Source organism: Streptomyces sp. NPDC001750 (genome assembly GCF_042892615.1).
GTDB lineage: Bacteria > Actinomycetota > Actinomycetes > Streptomycetales > Streptomycetaceae > Streptomyces.
The window spans coordinates 37,800-59,600 of the sequence record NZ_JBIAUE010000035.1 but is presented as its reverse complement, the minus strand read 5'-3'; the positions used below and the strand labels follow the sequence as shown (position 1 = coordinate 59,600).

The following is a 21,801-nucleotide window of genomic DNA, read 5'->3' as shown; positions in this document are numbered from 1 at the left end:
CCACGAACGGCAGCCACTTGTCAGCCACACCCAGCTCCCCTGGGTGCCCTCACCCTACGAACGGGAGGACCAACCCGGGCAAGAAGGTAGAGCCACTTGTCACCCGGGCCGGGGCCGACGGCGGCGCAGTCCGTCGGCATAGGCCTGTCCTAACTTCAGACACCAGCGGCGCACTGTCTCGTAGGAAACGATCACGCCGCGCTCGAGCATCAGCTCCTCGACCTCACGGAGTGACAACGGGAAGCGGAAGTACAGCCATACCGCGTGCGCGATCACCTCCACCGGGTACCGGTGGCCCCTGTACGACGGCCACGCGGACGACACGAGCGAACCCCTCCCCGGCACGACCAACTCCGAGATCACCCCAGGCCGGTCAGTTAACGCGACAACGCCCTCTCAGGTGTTCACCTGGGACATCACCCGGCCGCCCGGTCTGGCCAAGGGCATCTGGTTCCACGCCTACGTGATCACCGACATCTTCAGCCGCTGCATCGTCGGTCACACGGTCGAACGCGCCGAAACCGCCGAACAGGCCGAGGAGTTGATCCGCGAGACCATCGAGCGCAACGGCATCGTGCCCAGCACCGTCCACGCGGGCCGCGGCACCTCCGTGACCAGCAAGAAGGTCTCCCAGTTGCCGACCGAACTCGGTGTCACCAGGAGCTGTTCTTCCCGCCCCAGGGTGAGCAACGACAAGCGGTTCGGCGGAAGCGGTTCCGCACCACGACGTGCGACGCCGACTACCTCGAACGTTTCGACTCCCTGACCCACGCCGGGCAGTGGACGGACGGGTTCATCAGCTACGACAACCACGAGCACCGGCACTCCGGGATCGGCCTGCACGCCCCCGCCTCGGTCCACTTCGGTACCGCCTACGAAGTGAGGGACCAGCGGGCTGTCGCCCTCGCCGAGGGTTGCGAACGCCACTCGGAGCGCTGTGCCCGACGGTCGAAACCACCCGAGATGGCCCTCTAGGTCCGGATCAACGGCCCCACCAAACGATTACAACTAGGCCTAAATCGCCCATAGCGTAATTAACATCTCATTTTACTTGACAAGTGCCGTCCAGGTCAGAAAGATCGTCAAGCACATGCCAAACCTCTTCGCGGAGCCGACGTCCCGTACCGGCCCCGTCTCCGATCGATGACCGGGTCGAGCCACAACTACCAGCAGGCAGGACAGCGGTTGCCCGGAACCTGGCCGCCCGTCGCCAAGGTCCGACTGAAGGAGCGGAGATGACAACCCGGCTGAACAAGACCCTGCGTGACCGCCTGACCGGCGCGGCCTGCCTCGTCACCGGAGGTGCCCAAGGCATCGGTTGGGCCGTGGCGCGCCTGCTGGCCGAGCATGGCGCGATGGTCCACGTCTGTGACATATCGAGGAGTGACATCGAGGCCGCGCGCTCCATGGAATCGTCCGGATCCTTCCACTTCGAGCAGGTGGACGTAACCGACCGGCACGCCCTGGAGGCATGGATATCCGCTTCGCACAGCCATCATGGGCGTGTTGACGTACTCGTGAACAATGCGGCGTACAGCCGCTGGGTAGACGACGCCGACATGAGTGATGACGACATCGAACGCACCATGCGGACCAGCTTTGACGCCATGGTGCACGCGACCCGCGCGGTGGTCCCTTTGATGCTTGCCGGCGGAGGCGGGCAGATCATCACGATGGGATCGCTGGCAGGGAGCGTCTTCGTCCGCGGCCCCGCTGCAGCCTACGCCGCGGCCAAGGCAGCAGCGGAGGCGTACAGCCAGATACTGCGCCTGGAACTTGCCTCTACCCCCGTCGATGTGACGCTCGTGCGCCCCGGAGCGGTGGCTGGTACGAATTTTTTCCGTCACGTGTCCTCCCGGAGAATGTCGCGGCTCAGCGACATCTTTCCGGCAGCGACACCGGAGCAGGTCGCACGGAGTATCGCCAAGTCCCTGGTTCGACCACGTCCTGTGGTGAACGTCCCCGCCTACGTGCCGTACGTCGCGGCCTTTCACACGCTCGCGCCGGAAAAGCTGAGGCGGCTCGCCCAGCTCAGCGGTGAGTCGAGGCGTGACTATTCGATGGTGAGGGACCAGCGCACCGGGAGACGGGAGCTCTGATGAAGATCGCGCTACTGGATATGGACGGCACACTCACGCCCACCACGCTGGGGATGGCCATGCTCGGATCCCAACGTGCCACGAAGCTCATAAACCCTGCGGCGATGAAGGACCTCGGCCGACTTTACCAGGAGGCCCGGAGCTCCGTCACGGGCATGTACGCGCTCTATGAAAAATACGCTCAGACGCTGGCCGGCCTGCCCGAGTCGGCGATAAAGGACCTGGCGGAGGAGGTATGGCAGCGCGAGAAGATATCCGTCTACCCCCATACGAAGCCACTGATCGACACACTCCATCTGGCCGGGTATCGCACGCTTCTCGTCTCCGGGAGTCCGGACGAGATCGTGCGTCTGGTCGCCCGGGACCTCGGCGTCCATGCCGGGAGCGGAACTCGACTCGTCCGCGCCGAGGGCCAGTACACCGGCCATATCGAACTGGCGCCTGCGCTGCCGGGAGGTAAAAGGGCTGTACTGGAGCAGTCGGTGCAGCCCAGGACGGTGGACTGGAGTGTCGCGTACGCGCTGGGAAACTCCTGGCCGGACATCGAGGTGCTGAACCGCGCCGGATTGTCACTGCTGTTCGAGCCGCACCCCCATATTCGTGAGGCCGCCCAGTGGTTCGGAATCCGGCAGGCGACTCGTCAAACCGTGCTGGAGCAGACTCGGGAGCTGCTGTCGACATCACTGACGGCGTCAGCGCACGACGTTGGAGGGCGAAAGTGACGAGAGGTCGGCGAAAGGTTCGGATTGCGATCATCGGCGCCGGGGTCTCCGGGATCTGCCTCGCGGTCAAGCTCAAGCAAGCCGGAATCGACGACTTTGTCGTCTACGACAGAGGAAAGTCCGTGGGGGGAGTGTGGCGAGAAAACGTCTATCCGGGTGTTTCATGTGACGTCCCGAGCAGGATCTACTCCTTCTCGTTCGCGCCGAACCCTGACTGGAATTCCTATTTCGCCCGAGGAAATGAGATCCTCTCATACCTCAATAGTGTGGTGGAAATGTACGGAGTCGGCCCTCATCTGAGACTGGGGGAGGAGGTGGTAGAGGCCCGGTTTACCGCGGGGGAGTGGAGAGTAATGACTTCCCGGGGCGAGGAGTCGCGTTGGGACTTCCTGATATGTGCCACAGGGCTGCTCGTGCAGCCAGCCCTGCCCGAGTTGGAGGGGAGGAGCGCCTACCGGGGGGTCATGATGCACTCCGCTCAATGGGAAAGCGGGGTGGACACACGAGGGAAGCGCGTCGCGATCATCGGCACGGGGGCGACAGGGACGCAGATGACCTGCGCACTTGCCGCGGAGACCGAGCACCTCTATCTGTTCCAGCGCACCGCGCAGTGGGTCTTCCCGAAGCCCGCGCAACGGTACACCGCGATCGCGAAGACACTTCATCGCGTGGTGCCGGGCTTCAGCCGGCTCGCAGATCGCTTCTGGCGGGTGGTCTTCCAAGGGACGATAAGTGCGGCAGTGGTCAGAGCGGGGTGGCAGCGCAGACTGATCGCGGGGGTCTGTCGACTTTCTCTCAGACGGGTTCGTTCCAAGGAGCTGCGGCGACTTCTCACACCTCCGGACAACCCAATGTGCAAGCGGTTGGTGGCGGCTTCCGGGTTCTACCGGGTCGTGCAGCAGGGCAACGTCACAGTAATCGGTGAGGAGATCGAAAGAATCACGGAACGGGGGATCTTGACCCGTGACGGTGTAGAAAGGGAAACAGATGTCATCGTTTTCGCCACGGGGTTCCGTGCAGATACCTTCATGCGTTCGATGGAAATCGTAGGAAAATCCGGAAGAACACTTGAAGATTTCTGGTCCGACGGCCCCAAGGCCTATCGGACGGTCGCACTGCCGGGCTTTCCGAATTTCTTCATGCTCGTCGGCCCGAACAGTCCGTTCTCAAGCGAGTCGGTCATGCGCATCGCCGAGACGCAGTCAGATTACGTCCTTCGCTGGATCGAACTCTTCAAATCCGGTGCCGTTGCGGAGATGTCACCCACCCAGGAAGCCTCGGACAAATTCAACGAACTTCTGCGGAGTGGCATGCCGGGTACGGCCTTCTCGTCCGGGTGTACATCCTGGTACCACGATTCCCAGGGGGGTCTGATGGTCTGGCCCTGGACGGTGAGAATGCATCATAAAATGCTGTCACGGATTCATCTTTCACACTTCGACATCCGGCAGTGCGGCGCATCCAGCAAATCCGGGTCAGGAAGCGAGCGCGGCTCATGACTCCGAAACCTTCCCTGCTCTTCGTTCATGGACTGGGCGCTGACGGGGCGTACTGGGGTGAAGTCCGCGGTCTCCTTTCCCGGTACGAGTCATACGCCTATGACCAACGGGGACACGGGAAAACCCCATTGGGAAACGAGGAGCTCACACTCGATCGGCTCGCGGGAGATCTCGGTGCCATCGTCCGGAGTTCCCCCGTGCCGGGGCCTGTCGTTCTCGTCGGACACTCGGCCGGAGGTGCCGCCATCCTCAGGCTTGCCGCTCTTGAGTCGACACTGTTCGGTTCGGAGTCGGAGATCGTCGGCGTGGTCCTGGTCAGTGCATCCCGCCTGGATCTCCGCTGCTCGGTGAGCGGGTATCCAGGACGCCTCCTGGAACGGGCTCTGCTTTCTCTGCCCAGCATCGCTCTGAGGAATGAGCGCCGCGGATATTTTGGTCGATTGACGGCACGCGGTGCGATGAAGGCAATAAGGGTGATCAGTACTTGGCGGTGGCCCCTCTACGGGGCTGGCGCTTCCAGGGGTGCTCGATACAAGTTCTCGACCATGCTTTCGAGCACTCCGCCGTACACGCTGAGCGTCATGCTCGGACTGCTCTCCAGGTTCTCGCTGCCGAATCTCGCCGCCATGAGGAGGGTTCCGGTCCTGATAGCGGCAGGGGAGGGTGACAGAATAGCTTCGCGTGAATACATGAGGCTACTCTCCGAAGAGCTCCCTTCCGCCCGGTTGGCCGTGATCCCTCGCGCCGGCCATCTCCTGCCTCTCGAATGCCCGGAAGAATTGAGCAGAGAGATCCAGGAATTCCTGGACACGTTGTGCAAGGAGGGGAAATGATACTGCTCCCCGTGCGAACTCCGGCCGAGAATGGGTATTTGGGAAAACGGGTGTGCGCTCGGGAGGCGACCTGTCGTGGATAGGATTGTTCCGGGCACGGCAGTCATGGACGAGGCCGTGGACGCACTGCGGCGACACGCCCCTTCATGGGCTGCCACTCCGCTCGAGGAACGCATCGCCCTGCTCGAACGACTCGTACCGAGGATCCTCAGTGTGGCCTCGGACATGGTCGCGGCGGCAGCCCGCGCGAAGGGCTACGCCCCGGACTCCCCGTGGGCGGCCGAGGACTGGGCCGGCGGCCCTTGGGCCCTGCTCCAGGGCGTCAATGCCCGCCTTGAGGTGCTGCGTCGTATAGCAAAGGGAAGGGACCCGGTGGAGTCCCACGCGGTGCGCATCCGTGACGGACGCGTCGCGGTCGACGTCTTCCCCGCCACGGGGTGGGACCGGATCCTGCTCAACGGGCATCGTGCCGAGGTACAGATGCAGGAGGGCGCCACGCCCGAGAGTGTTCGGGCTGGCGCGGCAAAGGAATACCGTGGCGCTGCGAGCCCGCCTGGCGTCGCACTGGTACTCGGAGGCGGCAATGTCGCCTCCATCACCGCGCTCGACGTTCTCCACAAGCTCTACACCGTTGGCCAGGTCGCCGTGGCGAAGACACACCCGGTCAACGCCTACCTTCGGCCCCACCTCGAGCGCATCTTCAGCGAGTTCGTCGAGCGCGACTGGCTGCGGTTCGTCGACGGAGGCGAGGCGGAGGGCGCGTACCTCACCACACATCCGGGTGTGGACTCCATTCACGTGACAGGAAGCGACCGCACTCACGACGCCATTGTGTGGGGCACCGACGGCTTGGCCGAGCAGCGGCGCCGCGAAGACACTCCCTTGGTCACCAAGCCTTTCACCAGCGAACTGGGCGGAGTCAGCCCCGTCATCGTCGTACCCGGAGACTGGAGTGACGCAGACTTCCGTTTCCAGGCCGAGCACATCGTCACCAGCAAGATGAACAACTCGGGCCACAACTGCGTCGCCAGTCAGGTTCTCATCGTGCCGTCCGGCTGGACCGGATCCCAGCGGCTGCTGGACGAGATCCGCCTTCTCGCACGTGCGCTTCCGACGCGTGCCGGCTACTACCCCGGCACCGAGAACCGGCTGGCGGAAGTCCTGGCCCGCCACCCGGAGGCCGAGATCCTCGGTACCACAGGCCTCGTCCTGGTATCGGAACTGCACGACCAGAACGATCCGCTCATCACGGCCGAGATCTTCGCCGGCGCCCTGGGGGTGGTCGAGCTTCCTGGCGACAGTCCGCGCGAGTTTCTCCGCCGCGCGATCGACTTCGCCAACGATGTTTTGCCCGGGACGCTGGGCGCCACAGTCCTCGTCCACCCACGGACGGAAAAGGCCGCATACCCCGCCGTCCGGGACGCCGTCGCCGCGCTGCGCTACGGGACCCTGGGCATCAACTGCTGGCCAGGGGTGGGGTTCCTACTTGGTTACACCCCTTGGGGCGCCTACCCCGGCCACACCCGACAGGCAGTCGGCAGCGGCACCGGATTCGTGCACAACGCCTTCATGCTGGGAGAGATTGAGAAGACCGTGCTCCGCGCACCCTTCGCACCGGCCCCACGTGGCCTCTTCGCCGGTTCTCCGTCGCTCTCACCTCGCCCGCCGTACTTCGCCACGAGTCGCACCGGGCGCGCGACTCTTGAACGACTCACCCGCTTCGTCGCCGCACCGCAGGCAAGGCGCTTGCCGGCTCTCGTCTTCTCCGCGCTCAGGAGCTGACGCAGGGCCGAGCGCCTGCACCCTCATCTGCTACCGCAGACTCATCAAATCAGATGACTTCTGCATTGCCATACCCCGACTGCAGCGAGACGCAAGGAGCACTGAATGATGACCAGCAACCAGCTGCAAAGCCCCGCGTACGGGTACAACGAGAGTTCGATCGGTCATCAGGTGCACAGCGAACTCGAGAGGCTTCGCCGCCTGGAGGACGCGCTGGATCCCGAGACCATTGGCATGCTCTCCGACTGCACGGTGCAGCCGGACTGGCGCTGTCTGGAGCTGGGGGCAGGCGCCGGATCGATCGCGTACTGGCTCGCCGGGATGTGCCCTGAGGGGCGCACCACCGCCGTCGACCTGGACACCCGCTTCCTCGACCAGGGGGCCTTCCGCAACCTCACGATCAGTGAGCAGGATGTCGCTGAGTGTGACTTCGCTCCGCAGTCCTTCGACCTGATCCACACACGTGCGCTGCTCGTTCACCTCCCCCAGCGGGAGGAGATCTATCGGCGCGCCGCTCAGTGGCTCGCTCCTGGTGGATGGCTCGTGACCGAGGAACCCGTGATCATCGATGATCGCGAATCGCCCTACCCGGAGTTCAGCAAAATGACCCGAGCCGTCAGAACTCTCTGGGGAAGGCACGGCGCGGACTTGCGGTGGTCGAGGTCTCTGCCCGGTCTGGCCCTGCGGAACGGCCTGGCCGACCTGTCCGTCTCCGCCCGGATAATGCAGTGCGGGCAGGGGGGCGCGGGTGACCGCCACTGGACGTTTATGATCAAACAGATGCGCGCTCCTCTGATTTCCGCAGGACTCCTCTCGCAGGAAGAGTGGCAGGCGGGCATCGACTCCTTCAACGATCCGGCCTTCATGGACATCAGTCTGGTCATGATCTCCGTCCGGGCGCGTCGCCTTGTCTGACGGCATGCCACGTGAGGCAGGCCGGGCCGGCCTCACCCTCGCAGACGGCCAACGCTGGCGGGTGTGTGAGCTGGAGTGCGGCAGATCGGGTGAGAAGGAGGCCGTCGTACCCTATGGCTGGTGATGGGCTGACAGACTTGGACCTGTGTCAACTCCCCTGGTAACACACCGGCTTGACGCATGTACCTTCTGGCTTTAATCACGAGTGATGGTCCTGGCTCAACTTCCTGAGTGACGCTCCGTTACGGCTGGATGTCGAAGAGAGCGATGGAAGGGGGTGGCGGGGCAAGCACTGCGCGAAGGCGCGTGAGTATGGCTCGCCACTGCTTCCAGTCCTCCGGGTCGACCCAGTCTGAGGCTGGGCCCATCCTCGTCGTCGGCGATGCGGGCGAGGGCTTCATCGGCGAGTGCGCGAGGGTCGGAAGGGAACAGGGGCATAGGTGTTTTCGGGCCGTAGGGCGTTTCGACGGGGTCGCCTTCCGGGCATTGCGCCGCAATCAACGCGGCGGCGGCCACCGCCTCTTCCGCTTCCATGAGATAGCCGGTTGCGTCGATCGTTCGGACGAGAACGCCTCGGATCAGGGCTTCGCGAAGTTCGGCACTGTCTTGGTCGTCGTCGACCAGGTCGCCAACATCGGCGCCCTGCCGATCGCCGCCGCCCGCGCGTCGGGCTGCCGGGTCGCCTACCTGCCCGGCCTGTCGATGCGCCGGGCCGCCGACCTCTACCCCGGCGAGGCCAAGACCGACGCCCGCGACGCGTTCGTCATCGCGGACACCGCCCGCACCATGCCGCACACCCTGCGCGCGGTGGACCGTGACGACGAGACGCTGGCCGAGCTGACCATGCTCACCGGCTACGACAACGACCTGGCCGGCGAGGTCAACCGCACCACCAACCGGCTGCGCGGCCTGCTCTCCCAGATCCACCCCTCCCTGGAACGAGTGGTCGGCCCGCGCCTGGCCTACCCCTACATCCAGGCCCTCCTTCAGCGGCACGGTTCCCCGGCCAAACTGAAGAAACTCGGCCGTACCCGCTGCGAGGCCCTGCTCAAGGCCCATGGCTCGCGCAAGGCCCACCACCTCACCAGCGAGATCTTCGACGCCCTCGCCGAACAGACCCTCGTGGTTCCCGGCACCGAGGCCAGCGCGCTGATCGTGCCAGGGCTCGCCGCCCAGCTCGCCGCCGCCCACACCCAGCGGCGTCAGGCCGAGCAGGAGATCGCCGCCCTGCTGGAGGCCCTCCCTCTTTTCCACCTCCTGACGTCCCTGCCCGGCATGGGCGTCAGGACCACAGCGGCCGTGATCGTCGCGATCGGTGACGGCACCACCTTCCCCACCACCGGACACCTCGCCTCCTACGCCGGACTCGCCCCCGCCACGAAGTCCTCGGGAACCTCCATCCGCGGTGAGCACGCACCCCACCGCGGCAACCGGCTCCTCAAACGCGCACTGTTCCAGGCCGCTTTCGCCGCGATCGGCTGCAAGTCCGACCCGTCCTCCCGGATCTACTATGACCGCCAGCGCGCCCGGGGCAAGACCCACACCCAGGCTGTGCTCCGTCTCGCCCGCCAACGCGTCAACGTCATCCACGCGGTGATCCGCAACGGCACCCTCTACGAGCCTCGCACCCTCGACCTCGCTGCCTGACAGGCCCTTCGCCCCCTGCTCTTCCCGCCCCGTCACGTCTGCCCACCGGCATCGCCATCTCCGCCATGCCGGCCGATGGGCAGCCCGCACAGCACCTGACCCGCCGGGCTCGCGGCTCAACGGTGAGACGCACTTCCCGGGCGTCGAGCTGCCGCGGGAAGTCGCCGCGGACATCGAGGGCTTCCTCCAAACGAAGTGAGGCAAGCTCCACAGTCAGTCATCCCTGGTAGCGTCCGCCGACGTGATCGAAGCAAGCGATATTCTCGCCCAACTGGACAAATGCGCCACCGAGTTCAAGCTCCCTCATCCCGACAACGGTTACTTCTACGCAGTGGATGTGCGGATGCACCTCTACCGTGACGCGGGGCGCTGGGCCCTGATCATCGAGACCGTCGGATACAACCCGCGCATGGGCAACCTCGTCAATGTGGTGGGCACCTACGGGAATTGCCTGACCACCGGTGAACCGGGTTGGGGGAACGAGGGCTTCCACGATCGCGTCGAGAACATGGAGAAGATCGACGATCAGGAGACCTACGCAGGCGGTATTCCCGTGATTGTCAGGGGCCGAACGCTGGCCGTGGAGGCGGAGCCCGGCGAGCCGCTCGAAGTCGTGTTCCGCAGACTGGTGCCGGAGCACCGGGATCTGATCCTTGCCGACGAAGCCGAAGTGCGGTCTAGGATTCCCGGGGACCTGCCGAAGGTTCTGCAACTGGAGGAATGGCACCAGCCGGAGGATATCGAGACACCTCCCAGCACGAGTGAGACCTACCAGCAGATCGCGGAAGTCCTGGCATCTGGTGACGTCGGACGCTACCGACCGAGACTTTCACCCAATACCCACTGGTCCAACTGGCCGGACTCCGGAACTCTGTGACCGGTCGCCGTGGGTTCGGCGGAATAACGCCCGCAACGCGGCACGGCGGGCGTCGAGTGAGTGTGATCGCGTCCGACGGGGGGTGAGGTGTACTTCCATACTGCCGCAGTGCCGGAGGGAGTGGACGGTCGGAAATCGAACGGGCGGGTTGCCCCCACAGCGCCTGCCCCGCCGGGAACGTCCCGCTTCGCGGGCCGTTCCCGAAAGCCAGAGCAAAACCCCCGTAAACACCGCCGCCGGGATTGACGAAACAGATAGGGGCACCCCCCCGTTGACCCCACACGCCGAGCCTGCCCGGAGCAGATGCCGTTGGGCCTTTCGGCCCAGCCTCCGGCGAGGGTGCGGCTGGCGGCCGTGACGCCGAGGCCCGGTCCCTGGGATAGTCACCGAGCACCGTACACCGTCGGCCTGGTCCATGAGGTACCCCGCGCTGCCCATACTGCGGCCGACGCCACTGCACTTCGACCACGTGGTGCGGCTCGGCCGGGTCCGCTCCCCGCAGCCGGTCGAGGTCCGCTTCCGCACGAGCCGGGCACCGGGCCGGGGCCGTCGACGTCCCGCCCTGCACGACGACGTCCGTCGACGCGGGACCCCCCAACAGGCCGGAAGACGCAAGTACTTCGGCCGCTCCTTCATCCAGCAGCCAAAGGCCAAGCACTCCTGGAAGATCCGCGTTTCAGCAGAAGTCACCCATGCGAGGTAACTACCGCCTCATGAATTGCGTCCCACCAGGCCGAGTCTTCCGAGCATCGGTCCGATCGGCGATGCAACTCATGACCTGCACCCGCAGGAAGCCTGCCTTCGGGCGGACCCGGCCCGGAACAGCTGTGGCCGCCCTTGACCACGGGGGTCAATGGCGACCACGGCAACGGAAGCCCTTCCACGCGAGGCCCGGAGCCGGGCGCCTTCCAGGCTCAGGCTCGCACCGGGTCAGCGAGCGACGAAATGGAAGGGCGGTCGGACGCGGAACATGACGTTGTAGGCACTTCGAGGCGTGACTGAGGGTTGTGGTTGAGCGTCAAGCAGCGCCAACGGCCGCCGGGAGCCCGGAGACTTCGGCCGTTGCATCCAGGAACAGCCGTACCAGCGCGATCGTGGCGTCGGGGGCGTCCTCGGGGCTGTAATGGCCGGCGGCCGGAAGCTCGCTGACCAGACCGTGAGGGAAGGCGGCGCGGAAGAGCGGCAGGAAGTGCTCGGCGCGCAGTGTTCGGTCCTGTGTTCCCCAGACAGTCAGAGCGGGGAGCTGTGTCGCCGCTGCCCGGGACTCGCGTGATGGCATCTCGAAGCGGTGCTTGCCGAGTGGGAAGCCCTTGGCCCAGCCCAGTGCGCCGAGGGTCTCTTCCCGGGTCGGGAAGGCGGCCTCGTAGGCACGGATCCAGGCAGGGGTGATCACCGCGTTGTCCTGGAAGCCGTTGAGTTTGAGGGTGCTCAACGCGTTGTAGCCGAGCGAGCCGAGCACATGGTCCAGGGTGCCGTCGGCCTCGGCGCGGGCGATCCAGCGGAACCAGGGCGACTGGGAGGCGTTCGTGGCCAGGATCCGGGCCAGGTCGGATTGACCGAACGGCGTGGGGGCGTTGAGGGCGATGATCCGGGTGACCAGGTCGGGGCGTCGGGCCAGCAGGCCCATCCCGACCGGGCCGCCGAAGTCGTGCATGACCAGGGTGATGTCGCGCAGTCCCAGGTCCATGACGAACGCCTCCAGGTTGTCGACATGGTCCTGGAGCCAGTACGTCCGGTCGCCGGGCGTCTCGCTCTTGCCAAAGCCCATGTGGTCCGGGACCACGACCCGGTGGGTGTCGGAGAGGCCGGCGACCAGTTTGCGGAAGAGGTAGCCCCAGGTGGGCTCGCCATGCAAACACAGCAGCACCGGGCCAGTGCCTTCGTCGACGTAGTGCATGCGGAAGCCGGGGGCGGAGCTGAAGTGCGGGACGTAAGGGAAGGTGCCGTCGAAGGTCTCGTGCGCCGCGATCATCGGAAAGAGAACTCCTCGGAGAGTGGCCGCCGGCGCTCGGGCCGGCGGGAGGAAGGACGGGGCGACGGGGCGAACGACGTCGTGGCCGTGGCGTGGCCGGTCGTTCCGGGCAGGGAGTGTCCCGGGACGGCCAGACCCCACACCGCGGCGGGTCGCCGTCCGCCGTGTTCGTTTGGAGCATAGACACAGGTGGTTTTGATTCACAACCAGAGTGGTCTTCTTTTGCAACCGGGGTAGTCTTGTGTGGAAACCAGCTATCAGCCGGAACGCAAGCGGAGGGACCGGTGGTCGATCCAAACGGCGAGGGCGCGAACGTCACGGGCGAGGCCGTGTCGCCGACCTGCCCGGTGATGTGTACGGCCGACCTGGTCGGCGACCGCTGGACCTTGTTGATCCTGCGCGACGCGTTCACCGGCATCCGACGGTTCAGTCAGTTCCAGCGCAGCCTGGGCATCGCCAAGAACATCCTCAGCGACCGGCTCTCCGGCCTGGTGAGGGTCGGCGTGTTGCGCACCGAGCCCGCCTCCGACGGCACGAGCTATCGCGCCTACGCGCTCACCGACAAAGGTCTCGAGCTCTTCGACCTGATCGTCGCCCTGCGCCAGTGGGGCGAGCGCCACGCCATCGAACCCGGAACCCCCTACCGCCCCCTGATCGACTCCCGCACTGGCGAACCGCTGGCCCGCGTCACCTATGTGCGCCCTGACGGCGCCCCGCTGCGCCACACCGAGACCCGCCTGGGCGACCCGCAGTTGATGGCGCCGGGGGAGTAGACCGCGACCACCGGGTGAACGGCCGATTGCACTCGATTGCGACCGGGTCCTCCATCCCGCGCGTGCGCGACCACATCGGATCCCCCAAACATCACTACGCATGTAAACCGGTCGCTGACCCGCGGCCACGTACGACGCTCAGATGTGCCGACCGAGACGCTCAGCCACACAAAGGTGGCGTTGCCGACTTGTTGCCGCGTACTGCGTTGAGGTACTCGCCGATGGCGTCTCTGTTGCGGGTCAGGCACTCGATGCGTTCGGTCATCCGGTCGCGTTCACGCTCCAGCGTGCCGATCATCTCGGGTGTCGCGTCCGAGAAGTAGATAATCCGGGGCTTGTCCAGGCATGGAAGGATCTGCTTGATGATCCGGGTCGGCAGGCCGGCGTCGAGAAGTCCCCTTATCTGCAGGACCCTGTCCACGAGGTAGTCGTCGTAGTCGCGGTAGCCGTTCGGGGAGCGGGCTGCGGCGATCAGGCCCTGCTCCTCGTAGTAGCGCAGGAGCCGTCGGGGGGTGCTGGTGCGTTCTGACAGTTCCCCGATACGCATGTGCCCGACCTCACATTTGCTCGCTTGACCTTCACATCAATGTGATGGTTCGAGCATAGCTGCCATGCGAACCGAAACCGTGCGGCCGACCGGCGCCGCGGACGGAACCAGAGATCAGCGGCTCCCTCTGGGGGCCCTGGCCGCGCTGGCCACCGCCGCCTTCATCACCATCATGACCGAGGCACTGCCGGCGGGGGTGCTGCCCTCGATGGGCAGGAGTCTGCGGGTCGGCGAATCTGCGATGGGGCAGTCAGTGACCATCTACGCGATTGGTTCCGCCGTCACGGCGATCCCGCTGTCCGCAGCCACCTCCGGATGGCGGCGCAGGCGGCTGCTGCTGACAGCCGTGGCTGGTTTTGCGCTCGCCAATACGGTCACAGCCGTCTCAGGACACTACGCGCTGACGATGGCTGCTCGGTTCGTCGCCGGAGTGGCCGCCGGTCTGGTCTGGGCGATGTTGACCGGCTACGCGCGGCGCATGGCATCCGGCCCGCTCCAGGGAAAGGCGACGGCAATCGCGATGGCGGGCGCAACACTCGCCCTCTCGCTGGGGGTGCCCGCAGGAACCCTCCTCGGTCAGGCGTTCGGCTGGCGCATCGCGTTCTGGTCCATGACCGTGCTCGCCATCGTCCTGCTCGCATGGATCGCTCTGGCGGTTCCGGACTATCCCGGGCAGCCCAGAGGAGGCCGAGCCCCTATCGCACAAACCCTCCGCCTGCCCGGGGTGGCACCGGTTCTGATCGTCACTATGGCCTTCGTCCTGGCCCACAACATCCTGTACACGTACATCGCCACGTTCCTTGACCGACTCCACATGGCCGACGCCGTCGACCTCGTGCTGTTCATCTTCGGCCTGGCATCGGTGGTGAGCATCTGGGTGGTGGGCGCCCACATCGACCGTCGCCTACGCTTCCTCACCATCGCCGGCACCATCCTGTTCGCCCTGGCGGCCACCGTCCTGGCGGTGCTCGCCGACAGCGCCGTCGCGGTCTACGCCGCAGGGACACTGTGGGGACTGGGATTCGGCGGTGCTGCCACCCTCCTGCAGACAGCCGCGGCCGATGCTGCGGGTACCTCCGCCGACACTGCCCAAGCCATCCTCGTCACCCTGTGGAACACCGCCATTGCCGCCGGCGGAATCGTCGGCGGCCTCCTCCTCGACAACCTGGGCCCCGCATCATTCCCGTGGTCCGTGCTGGTCCTCCTTGCTCCGGCGCTGGTCATGGTGATCACCGCCCGCAGGCACGGCTTCCCCTCAGGACGCCCGGGTGCGAGCGCCTGATCACACACGCCGAAGACCGTCGCGCAGTGCCGACTCCCGGGCCGCTTCCCACTGCGGGGCGAGTTCTTCGAGCAACTCGCCGAAATGTGCGCGAGAGACCCCGGACAGGGCAGGATGGGAGCAGGCCGCACGGGCCCAGGTAAGCGTCACAACTAACTCACGCGATCTCTGCGGCCCTTGCCATGTCACGGGCTGGCCAGCACTTTCGCTGCTCAAACGGGCAAGGCGCCTGCCATGATCCCTGTCATGCGCACACAGATCACATCGGCCGAGATGGCCGACATCCACCAGGTTCTTGCTGATCATCACCGATACTGGGGAGAACGCGACCTTCGGTCGTTGCACCTTCCGGTGCTGGTGCAAGAGTTCGGCGAAACCTGTCTGGTCGCCCGAGCCGAGGACGGAATCCACGGGTACGTCATCGGGTTCGTCACCCCGACCGGCACCGGGTACGTACATCTGATCGCTACGCGGGACGACGCCCGCGGCACCGGTCTCGGGCGCCGTTTGTATGCGGCGTTCGCTGACGCCGCGCATCTCCACGGCGCACTCCGATTGAAGGCGATCACGTCACCCGGTAACACCAGCTCGATTGCATTCCATCGCCGCCTCGGCTTCGATGCGAAGACCGTCGATGACTACAACGGCCCCGGCCAAGCCAGGGTCGTCTTCCATCGCATTCTGCCGTTCGACCCAGCGCAGCCTTGAGCGACCAGCCAGCCCATCACAGGCCCTGCTTCCCAGATCGTAAGCGCTGTCGCGTAAATGATCTCCGGGTTGCCTCGGGCATGGTTGGCCGCAGTGCGGCCCGATCGCTTATCCGGCGATTCCACGTGGGAGGCGGGAGGTCTCCTCGGGGTGGGCGTCAAAGATGCAGCGCATGGCGGCGGTTCACTGCCGCACGAGGCGGAGAGCGGCGTCGGCTTTGCGGGTTTCGCGGAGGATGCGGTCCCGCCGGAGCCGTGACAGCGAGACATTCGGCTCGCGGAAGGCCTGCTTGAGTCCGGCGCCGGCGATCGGCGGCCTCGCGGCGCGCATCGCACTCCGGATGACACGGCGACGGCATCCGGCTCGGTCTCCTCCCCGGTGCCGGAGGACCGGACCGCACAACCCCTCGCCGAGAGCATTTCCGCAGGTCAGAACGTATCTCGATGGTGATGACAACGGTCACCAATGCGGTCTTTGCCATGTATATGCCCTATGCGCTTCACTCTGGTCAGTCACCACCGCTACCACCGGGGAGGACCGGCGATGAGCATGAAACGCGACCGCGGTCACGGGCACGACCAGACGCACGGACATCACCACGGGCATGACCACGGGCACGGGGGGCACTCCCACGGGGTGTCGGCCGATGCCGACCGTCGCTGGCTGACGATGGCGCTGGCGATCATCGGCGGATTCATGGCCGTCGAGGTCGTCGTCGGCATCGCCGCCAAGTCCCTGGCGCTCATCTCCGACGCGGCCCACATGCTGACCGACGCGGCGTCGATCGTGTTCGCCCTGATCGCCATGCGGCTCGCCGCCAAGCCGGCCAAGGGCGCCTTCACCTACGGTCTCAAGCGTGCCGAGATCCTCTCCGCCCAGCTCAACGGGGTGTCCCTGCTCCTCCTCGGGGCCTGGCTCGCCTACGAGGCCGTCCAGCGCCTGATCGACCCGCCGCAGGTCGAGGGCGGCCTGGTCCTCGTGACCGCGCTGGTGGGCATCGCCGTCAACATCGTCGCGGCCGTGTGCCTCTCCAAGGCGAACCGCAGCTCGCTCAACGTCGAAGGCGCCTACCAGCACATCCTCAACGACCTCTTCGCCTTCATCGGCACCGCCGTCTCCGGCCTGATCGTCGTACTCACCGGCTTCGTCCAGGCGGACGCCATCGCGACCCTGGTCGTCGTCGTGCTGATGTCCAAGGCCGGCTACGGCCTCATCCGGGAATCCGGCCGCGTCTTCCTGGAAGCGGCCCCCGCCCATATCGATCCCGACGCCCTGGGCGACCGGCTCGTCGGCCAGCCGCCGGTGGTCGAGATCCACGACCTGCACGTCTGGCAGATCACCTCCGGCCAGAACGCGCTGTCCGCCCACGTCCTGGTCGACGACGACGCCGACTGCCACACCACACGCCGGGACCTCCAACAGCTCCTCGCCTCCGAATACGGCATCACCCACAGCACGCTCCAGGTCGACCACGCCCAGCACACCGAACTCATCGGCGCCGGAGCCGGCCACTGCGAAGAACCCCACGGCCCCGTCCACCACCCCGGACCCCACGAACACTGACCGGCTCAACCCCACGCGCCCGATGCGCCCAATGCTCCGGAAGCCCCGTCAGCGGGGCTTCCGGCCCGGGTGATGGCGGTCGCGCGAACGGTGCCGACGGCCGACTCCAGCACGGTGCCCCGACTCGGCGACGAGCCCGAGAAGAACGGCGAGACGAGGCAGTCCGCAGCCCGCCCCCCTTCCTCAATCCAAGAAATCCCTAACCAATGGAGGTTTGCAATGTCCCGACACTCCCCCATGAGGACGAGCAAAGAATCATTGGACGTGGCCGTGGTCGGCGCTGGACAGGCCGGGCTCGCGCTGGGGTACTACCTCGACAGGCTGGGGGTGAGCTTCCGGCTGCTGGACTCTTCTGACCGCGTAGGAGCGTCCTGGTCCCAGAGATGGGACTCGCTGACCCTGTTCACGCCGCGCCGGTACAGCTCGCTGCCGGGGCTGGAGCTTCCCGGCGACACGTGGTCTTACGCGGGCAAGGACGAGGTCGCCGACTATCTGAAGGACTACGCACATCATTTCGCCCTGCCTGTCCAGACCGGCTCTCGGGCCACCCGTCTGTCTCGGGTGGATGGGAAGTTTCTCCTGGATCTCGCCACCGGTGAGCAGATCGGGTCGCGTCAAGTCGTCATAGCCACAGGCGCGTTCGGCAAGGCATTCACTCCCTCCCTGGCGGATTCTCTGGATGCGGACATCACGCAGCTGCACGCGGAGAAGTACCGCAACCCGAATATGCTGCCCGAAAATGTAGCAGTCGTCGGTGGAGGAAATTCCGGCTTTCAGATCGCCCATGAACTGGCTCAAGCCGGGAAGCGTGTTGCGCTGTCCGAGGGCGCCCAGCTTCCGACGCTTCCTCAACGGCTGCTCGGCCGGGATCTGTTCTGGTGGCTGACCTCGACGCGGCTCATCCATGCGCCGGGCGACTCTCGGACGGGGCGACGCATGAGGGCGAACGAGCCGATCATCGGCGCCCCGCGACGAATGCTGCAGGATGCCGGAGTGAAATTCTGCCACGCACTGTGAGCGCAAAGGGGAACAGGCTGCTCTTTGCCGACGGCGAACACGTAGACGTTGAAGCGGTCATCTGGGCCACAGGGTACAAGCACGATGACAGATGGATAGAAATCCCAGGCGCTTTGGACGCTCATGGTGTTCTCGCTCAAGAAGACGGAGCGACCGCAATACCTGGGCTGTACGTTCTCGGCCGCTCTTGGCAGCGCGATCGCGGATCAGCCCTGTTGGGATACGTCCATCGTGATGCCGAGCGTCTGGCTCGACGCGTCGAAGCCTGATCGAAGATTCTCGAAGGACGCCGGCCCGCACATCGCCGGTCACGTTGCCTACCTGGAGCGTCACCTCGCAGCAGGGACGTTCCTGGTCTCTGGCCAGACCATCCCCACCCAGGATGGCGGCGCGATCATCGCGCACGGCGTCGACCGCGACACTTCCTGGAGCGGCCGGAGTGATCGACCCGGAGAGAGCGCTGGATGAATCGCGCTGGGTGCAGTGGCGCGGTGGCCGGCCCCATCAGTGGAGCGCGACGTGAGCGAAAGCCCCGCAGAGCCGTGGGATGGGTGAGGGCCCTGGCCGGGCAGGGCCCTCGAGCGCGCTTGCCGTGGGGCGGATCACGCACGCGTCCCCCGGCACAACGACCCGGGCAGCGGCAGGACACGCGCACCGGAGGGGGTACATGTACATGTACCGGCATGGCGCGTGAACGGAACCGGTGGCCGGCCGTCGTGGACCGGGCCCGGCAGATCGTGGAGAGCTACAAGGGCGGCGTCACGCTGCGCCAGGTGATGTACCGGCTCGTTTTCGAGGGAGTGCTGCCGCACGGCGCTGTCACGTTGTCGAGTGTGTGAGTGCCTGACGGTGTGCCGGGTGCGATGGGGCCGGGTTCCGGCTTTCGTGCTCAGGCCGCGGCGGGCCGGCCGGCGGCGCCGGTGACCTGGTCCCAGATCGCGAAGCGGACGGTCATCTCGGCTCGGTGGTCGAGTGCGGTCATCAGGTGGCGGCGGGGGCGGAAGTGGGGTGAGATGCCGCTGAACGCGGCCAGGAACTCCTGGGCTCCGCCGACGCTGCGGAAGCCTTTCATGGCGCGTTCGCGCTGCCGGGTGGGCTGGTGGGAGTTCTCGGCTCGGTTGTTCAGGCCCTTGTGGGAACGGTGCTCGACCGAGGGCATGACCTCACGGTGGGCCGCGTGGTAGGAACGGAGCTTGTCCGTGACGATCACCCGCGGCACCGCACACGTCTTCTTCATCAGGCGGCGGAAGAACCGCCTGGCTGCAGTGGTGTCCCTTCGGCCCTGGACCAGGATGTCGAGCACGGTGCCGTCGGCGTCGACGGCCCGCCACAGGTACTTCCGCTCCCCGCTGATCTTCACGAACGCCTCGTCCAGATGCCATTTATCCCCCGGCCGCGGCTAGTGCTGTGACCGGGAAGGTTTGCCGGGTGGCTCGCGGCGTCCGGTGCGGTGCATCGCAAGGCGGAGCATCGTCCGCGTACTGGACGTACGCGGGTGATGCGACAACACCGCGAGGTGCCGTGCCGGGCATCGCGAGCCGGTGAACCTTCCCGGTCACAGCACTAGCGGCGGCGCAGTCCGTTCGCATAGGCCTGTCCGAACTTCATACACCGGCGGCGGACCGTCTCATGGGAGACGATCACACCGCGCTGGAGCATCAGCTCCTCCACCTCACGGAACGACAGCGGGAAGCGGAAGTACAGCCACACGCAGTGGGAGATCACCTCGACCGGGCACCGGTGTCCCCTGTACGGCGGCGCTGACGACACGAGCGAACCTCTCCCCGGCATGATCAACTCCGAGATCATCCCACCCGGTCAGTCAACGTGACAGTGCCCGTTTCAGAATGAATTGGGTCGCGGGTCCTGTGCTTGGCGATCTTGGTCGGCAAGGTGTTCAGGTGCGTGCTGATCTTGTGCCGGACGACCTGTGGGATCGGGCAGCTCCGCTGCTGCCACCCGCTCCCGAACGACGTCACCGCCGCCCCGGGCGACTTCGCGTTCCGGACAGAACGGCTCTCGCCGGCATCCTGTACGTGCTGCGGACCGGCATTGCCTGGCGCGACGTCCCCGCCGAGACCGTGGGCTGCTCCGGCGTCACGGCCTGACGCCGACTGCGGGACTGGACCGAAGCGGGCGTCTGGCCACGCCTGCACTCCGCCTTGCTGAGCGAACTGCGCCGCACGGACTCGCTGGACCTGGACGACTGCGCCGTGGACGGCTCGCATGTCCGGGCCCTGAAAGGGGGGACCATGTCGGCCCCTCGCCTGTCGACCGTGCCCGCCCCGGCTCCAAGCACCACCTGATCGTCGACCGCCACGGAACCCCGCTCGCCGTCACGCTCACCCGCGGCAACCGACACGACGTCACCCAGCTCCTGCCGCTGCTGGATGCCGTCCCGCCGGTCCGGGGCCTGCGGGGACGCCCCCGCCGCAGGCCCCGGCGCCTGTACGCCGACCGCGGCTACGGCTTCGACATGTACCGTCGCCTGCTGTGGAAGCGCGGCATCAAACCGTTGATCGCCCGACGCGGCGTCGCCCATGGTTCCGGGCTGGGAAAGGTCCGGTGGGTCGTCGAGCGCGCGGTCGCCCGGCTGCACCAGCTCAAGCGACTCCGCACCCGCTACGAACGACGCGCCGACCTCCACCAGGGCCTGCTCGAACTCGCCTGCAGCATCATCTGCCTCCGGCGACTCCGGACGGCATGCCGAAACGATCAGTAAGGGCGCGCGATCCCGTCGAGCCAGTGCCCGACCAGGCCCCGTACGGTCTCGGCGCACTCCACCTGTGGGTTGTGCCCGGCGGCATCGAGCACCGTCGCCGCCATCCGGGGGTAGTGGTCGAGCAGGGCCAGCTGGTCGCGCCAGCCCACCAGGGCGTCCTGCCGGGTGGTGACCAGCAGATGGCGCCCGCGGTGCGCGGGGGCCTGGTGCTCCGGCCAGTGCGGCAGTAGGAAGTCGGTCTCCAGCTCGGCGGCGGCCGCCTCGTCGTGGGCCCGCCAGCCGGGCAGCACGTATCGCTCGAAGAGCTCCCACCTGGGCTTGTCCAGGCGGGCCATGACGTAGCCGAAGAGCTCGCGGTCGGCGGCCGGGAGGCGGTCGAGCAGCTCCTCGTCGCGCTCCAGTACCGTCTTCTCGGGCAAGGTCCGGTCAGCGCCCCAGCACACCACCGGCACCAGCAGCGCCGAGCCGAGCACCTGCTCCCCGTACCGCGCCGTCACCGCCCGGGCCAGCTGGCCGCCGAAGGACTGCCCGACCAACGCGAACGGGCGGTCGCCCAGCTCGGCGTCGATCCATTCGAAGACGGCTTCGGCCAGGGCGGTCGCCGAGGTCGGGCCCGGCAGCCGGGGGCTGGCGCCGTGGCCGGGGAGGTCGAGGTAGAGGCGCCGCCAGCCGGGGCGGTCGGTGAGGGCGGGTTCGAGCGGGAGCAGGACGTGGTGGTCGACGGTGTAGCCGTGGATCAGGACGAGCGGCGTGCCGTCACCGAATGCGGTGTGCCGGATGGCGGAATCGGTCATGGCCACAGCCTCCAACCTTGACACTCGTGTCAAGGTCAAGCGGGCAGTT

Annotated in this window: 20 protein-coding genes and 5 pseudogenes; 18 read left to right on the top strand and 7 right to left on the bottom strand. The window is 66.4% G+C overall.

All coding sequences use genetic code 11. The annotated features are described in order from the left end of the window. Positions 1 to 111: 111 nt before the first annotated feature. Positions 112 to 345: pseudogene (locus ACFYY6_RS33825) on the bottom strand (IS6 family transposase); the annotation flags it as partial. On the opposite strand from ACFYY6_RS33825, the gene ACFYY6_RS33820 reads away from it, so the two are divergent. From ACFYY6_RS33820 to ACFYY6_RS33790, 7 genes are all read left to right on the top strand, one after another. Beyond that, on the top strand, positions 272 to 766 hold the full coding sequence (locus ACFYY6_RS33820) for a DDE-type integrase/transposase/recombinase (protein ID WP_389197148.1): 495 nt from the start codon (positions 272 to 274) through the stop codon (positions 764 to 766). The pseudogene ACFYY6_RS33825 and the gene ACFYY6_RS33820 overlap by 74 nt on opposite strands. A 469-nt stretch (positions 767 to 1,235) precedes the next feature. Continuing rightward, the gene (locus ACFYY6_RS33815) at positions 1,236 to 2,099 is read left to right on the top strand and encodes an SDR family NAD(P)-dependent oxidoreductase (protein WP_386610318.1); all 864 of its coding nucleotides are present in this window, start codon (positions 1,236 to 1,238) and stop codon (positions 2,097 to 2,099) included. Beyond that, the gene (locus tag ACFYY6_RS33810) at positions 2,099 to 2,821 is read left to right on the top strand and encodes an HAD family hydrolase (RefSeq protein ID WP_389197142.1); all 723 of its coding nucleotides are present in this window, start codon (positions 2,099 to 2,101) and stop codon (positions 2,819 to 2,821) included. The genes ACFYY6_RS33815 and ACFYY6_RS33810 overlap by 1 nt, the downstream gene beginning before the upstream one ends. Continuing rightward, entirely contained in the window at positions 2,818 to 4,320 is a 1,503-nt protein-coding gene (locus ACFYY6_RS33805; protein WP_389197140.1) for a flavin-containing monooxygenase, read from the top strand. Before ACFYY6_RS33810 ends, ACFYY6_RS33805 begins: the two co-directional genes overlap by 4 nt. Further along, positions 4,317 to 5,153 carry an alpha/beta fold hydrolase gene (locus ACFYY6_RS33800; protein WP_389197138.1) on the top strand — a complete coding sequence of 279 codons (837 nt, stop codon included), beginning with the start codon at positions 4,317 to 4,319 and terminating at the stop codon, positions 5,151 to 5,153. The genes ACFYY6_RS33805 and ACFYY6_RS33800 overlap by 4 nt, the downstream gene beginning before the upstream one ends. A gap of 225 nt (positions 5,154 to 5,378) precedes the next feature. Continuing rightward, positions 5,379 to 6,935, top strand: a complete 1,557-nt coding sequence (locus ACFYY6_RS33795) for an aldehyde dehydrogenase family protein (RefSeq protein WP_389197136.1) — start codon at positions 5,379 to 5,381, stop codon at positions 6,933 to 6,935. Between the two features lie 108 nt (positions 6,936 to 7,043). Continuing rightward, complete coding sequence (locus tag ACFYY6_RS33790) at positions 7,044 to 7,850, top strand: class I SAM-dependent methyltransferase (protein WP_389197134.1); 807 nt, start codon at positions 7,044 to 7,046, stop codon at positions 7,848 to 7,850. 219 nt (positions 7,851 to 8,069) lie between these two features. Here the strand turns inward: ACFYY6_RS33790 and ACFYY6_RS33785 are convergent, their stop codons facing one another. Continuing rightward, complete coding sequence (locus ACFYY6_RS33785; protein ID WP_386610320.1) at positions 8,070 to 8,432, bottom strand: DUF4259 domain-containing protein; 363 nt, start codon at positions 8,430 to 8,432, stop codon at positions 8,070 to 8,072. 9 nt (positions 8,433 to 8,441) lie between these two features. Here ACFYY6_RS33785 and ACFYY6_RS33780 point away from each other — a divergent pair. The 3 genes and pseudogenes from ACFYY6_RS33780 to ACFYY6_RS33770 all read left to right on the top strand — a co-directional run. Then, a pseudogene (locus ACFYY6_RS33780) lies at positions 8,442 to 9,497 on the top strand (IS110 family transposase); the annotation flags it as partial. A 241-nt stretch (positions 9,498 to 9,738) separates the two neighbouring features. Beyond that, positions 9,739 to 10,374, top strand: a complete 636-nt coding sequence (locus ACFYY6_RS33775; protein WP_389197132.1) for a DUF7003 family protein — start codon at positions 9,739 to 9,741, stop codon at positions 10,372 to 10,374. Positions 10,375 to 10,789: 415 nt separating this feature from the next. Continuing rightward, a complete protein-coding gene (locus ACFYY6_RS33770; RefSeq protein ID WP_389197130.1) occupies positions 10,790 to 11,077 on the top strand; it encodes a hypothetical protein in 288 nt (95 codons plus the stop codon). Positions 11,078 to 11,392: 315 nt separating this feature from the next. Here ACFYY6_RS33770 and ACFYY6_RS33765 read toward each other — a convergent pair whose 3' ends face one another. Continuing rightward, positions 11,393 to 12,346 (bottom strand): alpha/beta fold hydrolase, encoded by a 954-nt coding sequence (locus ACFYY6_RS33765; RefSeq protein WP_351524151.1) that lies wholly within the window; start codon positions 12,344 to 12,346, stop codon positions 11,393 to 11,395. A gap of 284 nt (positions 12,347 to 12,630) precedes the next feature. Here ACFYY6_RS33765 and ACFYY6_RS33760 point away from each other — a divergent pair, with 284 nt between their 5' ends. Next, complete coding sequence (locus tag ACFYY6_RS33760; RefSeq protein WP_351524152.1) at positions 12,631 to 13,119, top strand: helix-turn-helix domain-containing protein; 489 nt, start codon at positions 12,631 to 12,633, stop codon at positions 13,117 to 13,119. Positions 13,120 to 13,279: 160 nt separating this feature from the next. Here ACFYY6_RS33760 and ACFYY6_RS33755 read toward each other — a convergent pair whose 3' ends face one another. After that, positions 13,280 to 13,666: a MerR family transcriptional regulator gene (locus ACFYY6_RS33755; protein WP_351524153.1), complete on the bottom strand. Its 387-nt coding sequence runs from the start codon at positions 13,664 to 13,666 to the stop codon at positions 13,280 to 13,282. A 64-nt stretch (positions 13,667 to 13,730) separates the two neighbouring features. Between ACFYY6_RS33755 and ACFYY6_RS33750 the strand changes: the two genes are divergently transcribed. The 6 genes from ACFYY6_RS33750 (at position 13,731) to ACFYY6_RS33725 (ending at position 19,075) form a co-directional block, all read left to right on the top strand. Beyond that, on the top strand, positions 13,731 to 14,948 hold the full coding sequence (locus tag ACFYY6_RS33750) for an MFS transporter (protein ID WP_388653319.1): 1,218 nt from the start codon (positions 13,731 to 13,733) through the stop codon (positions 14,946 to 14,948). A 246-nt stretch (positions 14,949 to 15,194) separates the two neighbouring features. Further along, positions 15,195 to 15,656, top strand: a complete 462-nt coding sequence (locus tag ACFYY6_RS33745) for a GNAT family N-acetyltransferase (RefSeq protein ID WP_351524155.1) — start codon at positions 15,195 to 15,197, stop codon at positions 15,654 to 15,656. A gap of 543 nt (positions 15,657 to 16,199) precedes the next feature. Then, entirely contained in the window at positions 16,200 to 17,219 is a 1,020-nt protein-coding gene (locus ACFYY6_RS33740) for a cation diffusion facilitator family transporter (protein ID WP_386610304.1), read from the top strand. Positions 17,220 to 17,483: 264 nt separating this feature from the next. Next, positions 17,484 to 18,236, top strand: a complete 753-nt coding sequence (locus ACFYY6_RS33735; RefSeq protein ID WP_389197128.1) for an NAD(P)/FAD-dependent oxidoreductase — start codon at positions 17,484 to 17,486, stop codon at positions 18,234 to 18,236. Positions 18,237 to 18,359: 123 nt separating this feature from the next. Next, complete coding sequence (locus ACFYY6_RS33730; protein WP_389197126.1) at positions 18,360 to 18,704, top strand: hypothetical protein; 345 nt, start codon at positions 18,360 to 18,362, stop codon at positions 18,702 to 18,704. 215 nt (positions 18,705 to 18,919) lie between these two features. Beyond that, positions 18,920 to 19,075, top strand: a complete 156-nt coding sequence (locus tag ACFYY6_RS33725; RefSeq protein ID WP_351524158.1) for a hypothetical protein — start codon at positions 18,920 to 18,922, stop codon at positions 19,073 to 19,075. A gap of 50 nt (positions 19,076 to 19,125) precedes the next feature. Here ACFYY6_RS33725 and ACFYY6_RS33720 read toward each other — a convergent pair. Both ACFYY6_RS33720 and ACFYY6_RS33715 read right to left on the bottom strand, forming a co-directional pair. Then, positions 19,126 to 19,635, bottom strand: a pseudogene (locus ACFYY6_RS33720) (IS6 family transposase); the annotation flags it as partial. 163 nt (positions 19,636 to 19,798) lie between these two features. Then, positions 19,799 to 20,027, bottom strand: a pseudogene (locus tag ACFYY6_RS33715) (hypothetical protein); the annotation flags it as partial. A gap of 110 nt (positions 20,028 to 20,137) precedes the next feature. Between ACFYY6_RS33715 and ACFYY6_RS33710 the strand changes: the two are divergent. Beyond that, a pseudogene (locus ACFYY6_RS33710) lies at positions 20,138 to 20,958 on the top strand (IS5 family transposase). On the opposite strand, the gene ACFYY6_RS33705 reads toward ACFYY6_RS33710, so the two are convergent. Next, entirely contained in the window at positions 20,952 to 21,752 is an 801-nt protein-coding gene (locus ACFYY6_RS33705; protein WP_389197124.1) for an alpha/beta fold hydrolase, read from the bottom strand. The pseudogene ACFYY6_RS33710 and the gene ACFYY6_RS33705 overlap by 7 nt on opposite strands. Between the last annotated feature and the right edge of the window lie 49 nt (positions 21,753 to 21,801).

Coding starts and splice junctions, on each gene's coding strand:
- ACFYY6_RS33815 (WP_386610318.1), top strand. CDS start 1,236: ATGACAACCCGGCTGAACAAGACCCTGCGTGACCGCCTGACCGGCGCG.
- ACFYY6_RS33810 (WP_389197142.1), top strand. CDS start 2,099: ATGAAGATCGCGCTACTGGATATGGACGGCACACTCACGCCCACCACG.
- ACFYY6_RS33800 (WP_389197138.1), top strand. CDS start 4,317: ATGACTCCGAAACCTTCCCTGCTCTTCGTTCATGGACTGGGCGCTGAC.
- ACFYY6_RS33795 (WP_389197136.1), top strand. CDS start 5,379: ATGGTCGCGGCGGCAGCCCGCGCGAAGGGCTACGCCCCGGACTCCCCG.
- ACFYY6_RS33790 (WP_389197134.1), top strand. CDS start 7,044: ATGACCAGCAACCAGCTGCAAAGCCCCGCGTACGGGTACAACGAGAGT.
- ACFYY6_RS33770 (WP_389197130.1), top strand. CDS start 10,790: ATGAGGTACCCCGCGCTGCCCATACTGCGGCCGACGCCACTGCACTTC.
- ACFYY6_RS33765 (WP_351524151.1), bottom strand. CDS start 12,346: ATGATCGCGGCGCACGAGACCTTCGACGGCACCTTCCCTTACGTCCCG.
- ACFYY6_RS33755 (WP_351524153.1), bottom strand. CDS start 13,666: ATGCGTATCGGGGAACTGTCAGAACGCACCAGCACCCCCCGACGGCTC.
- ACFYY6_RS33750 (WP_388653319.1), top strand. CDS start 13,731: ATGCGAACCGAAACCGTGCGGCCGACCGGCGCCGCGGACGGAACCAGA.
- ACFYY6_RS33745 (WP_351524155.1), top strand. CDS start 15,195: ATGCGCACACAGATCACATCGGCCGAGATGGCCGACATCCACCAGGTT.
- ACFYY6_RS33740 (WP_386610304.1), top strand. CDS start 16,200: ATGAGCATGAAACGCGACCGCGGTCACGGGCACGACCAGACGCACGGA.
- ACFYY6_RS33730 (WP_389197126.1), top strand. CDS start 18,360: ATGGTGTTCTCGCTCAAGAAGACGGAGCGACCGCAATACCTGGGCTGT.
- ACFYY6_RS33725 (WP_351524158.1), top strand. CDS start 18,920: ATGGCGCGTGAACGGAACCGGTGGCCGGCCGTCGTGGACCGGGCCCGG.
- ACFYY6_RS33705 (WP_389197124.1), bottom strand. CDS start 21,752: ATGACCGATTCCGCCATCCGGCACACCGCATTCGGTGACGGCACGCCG.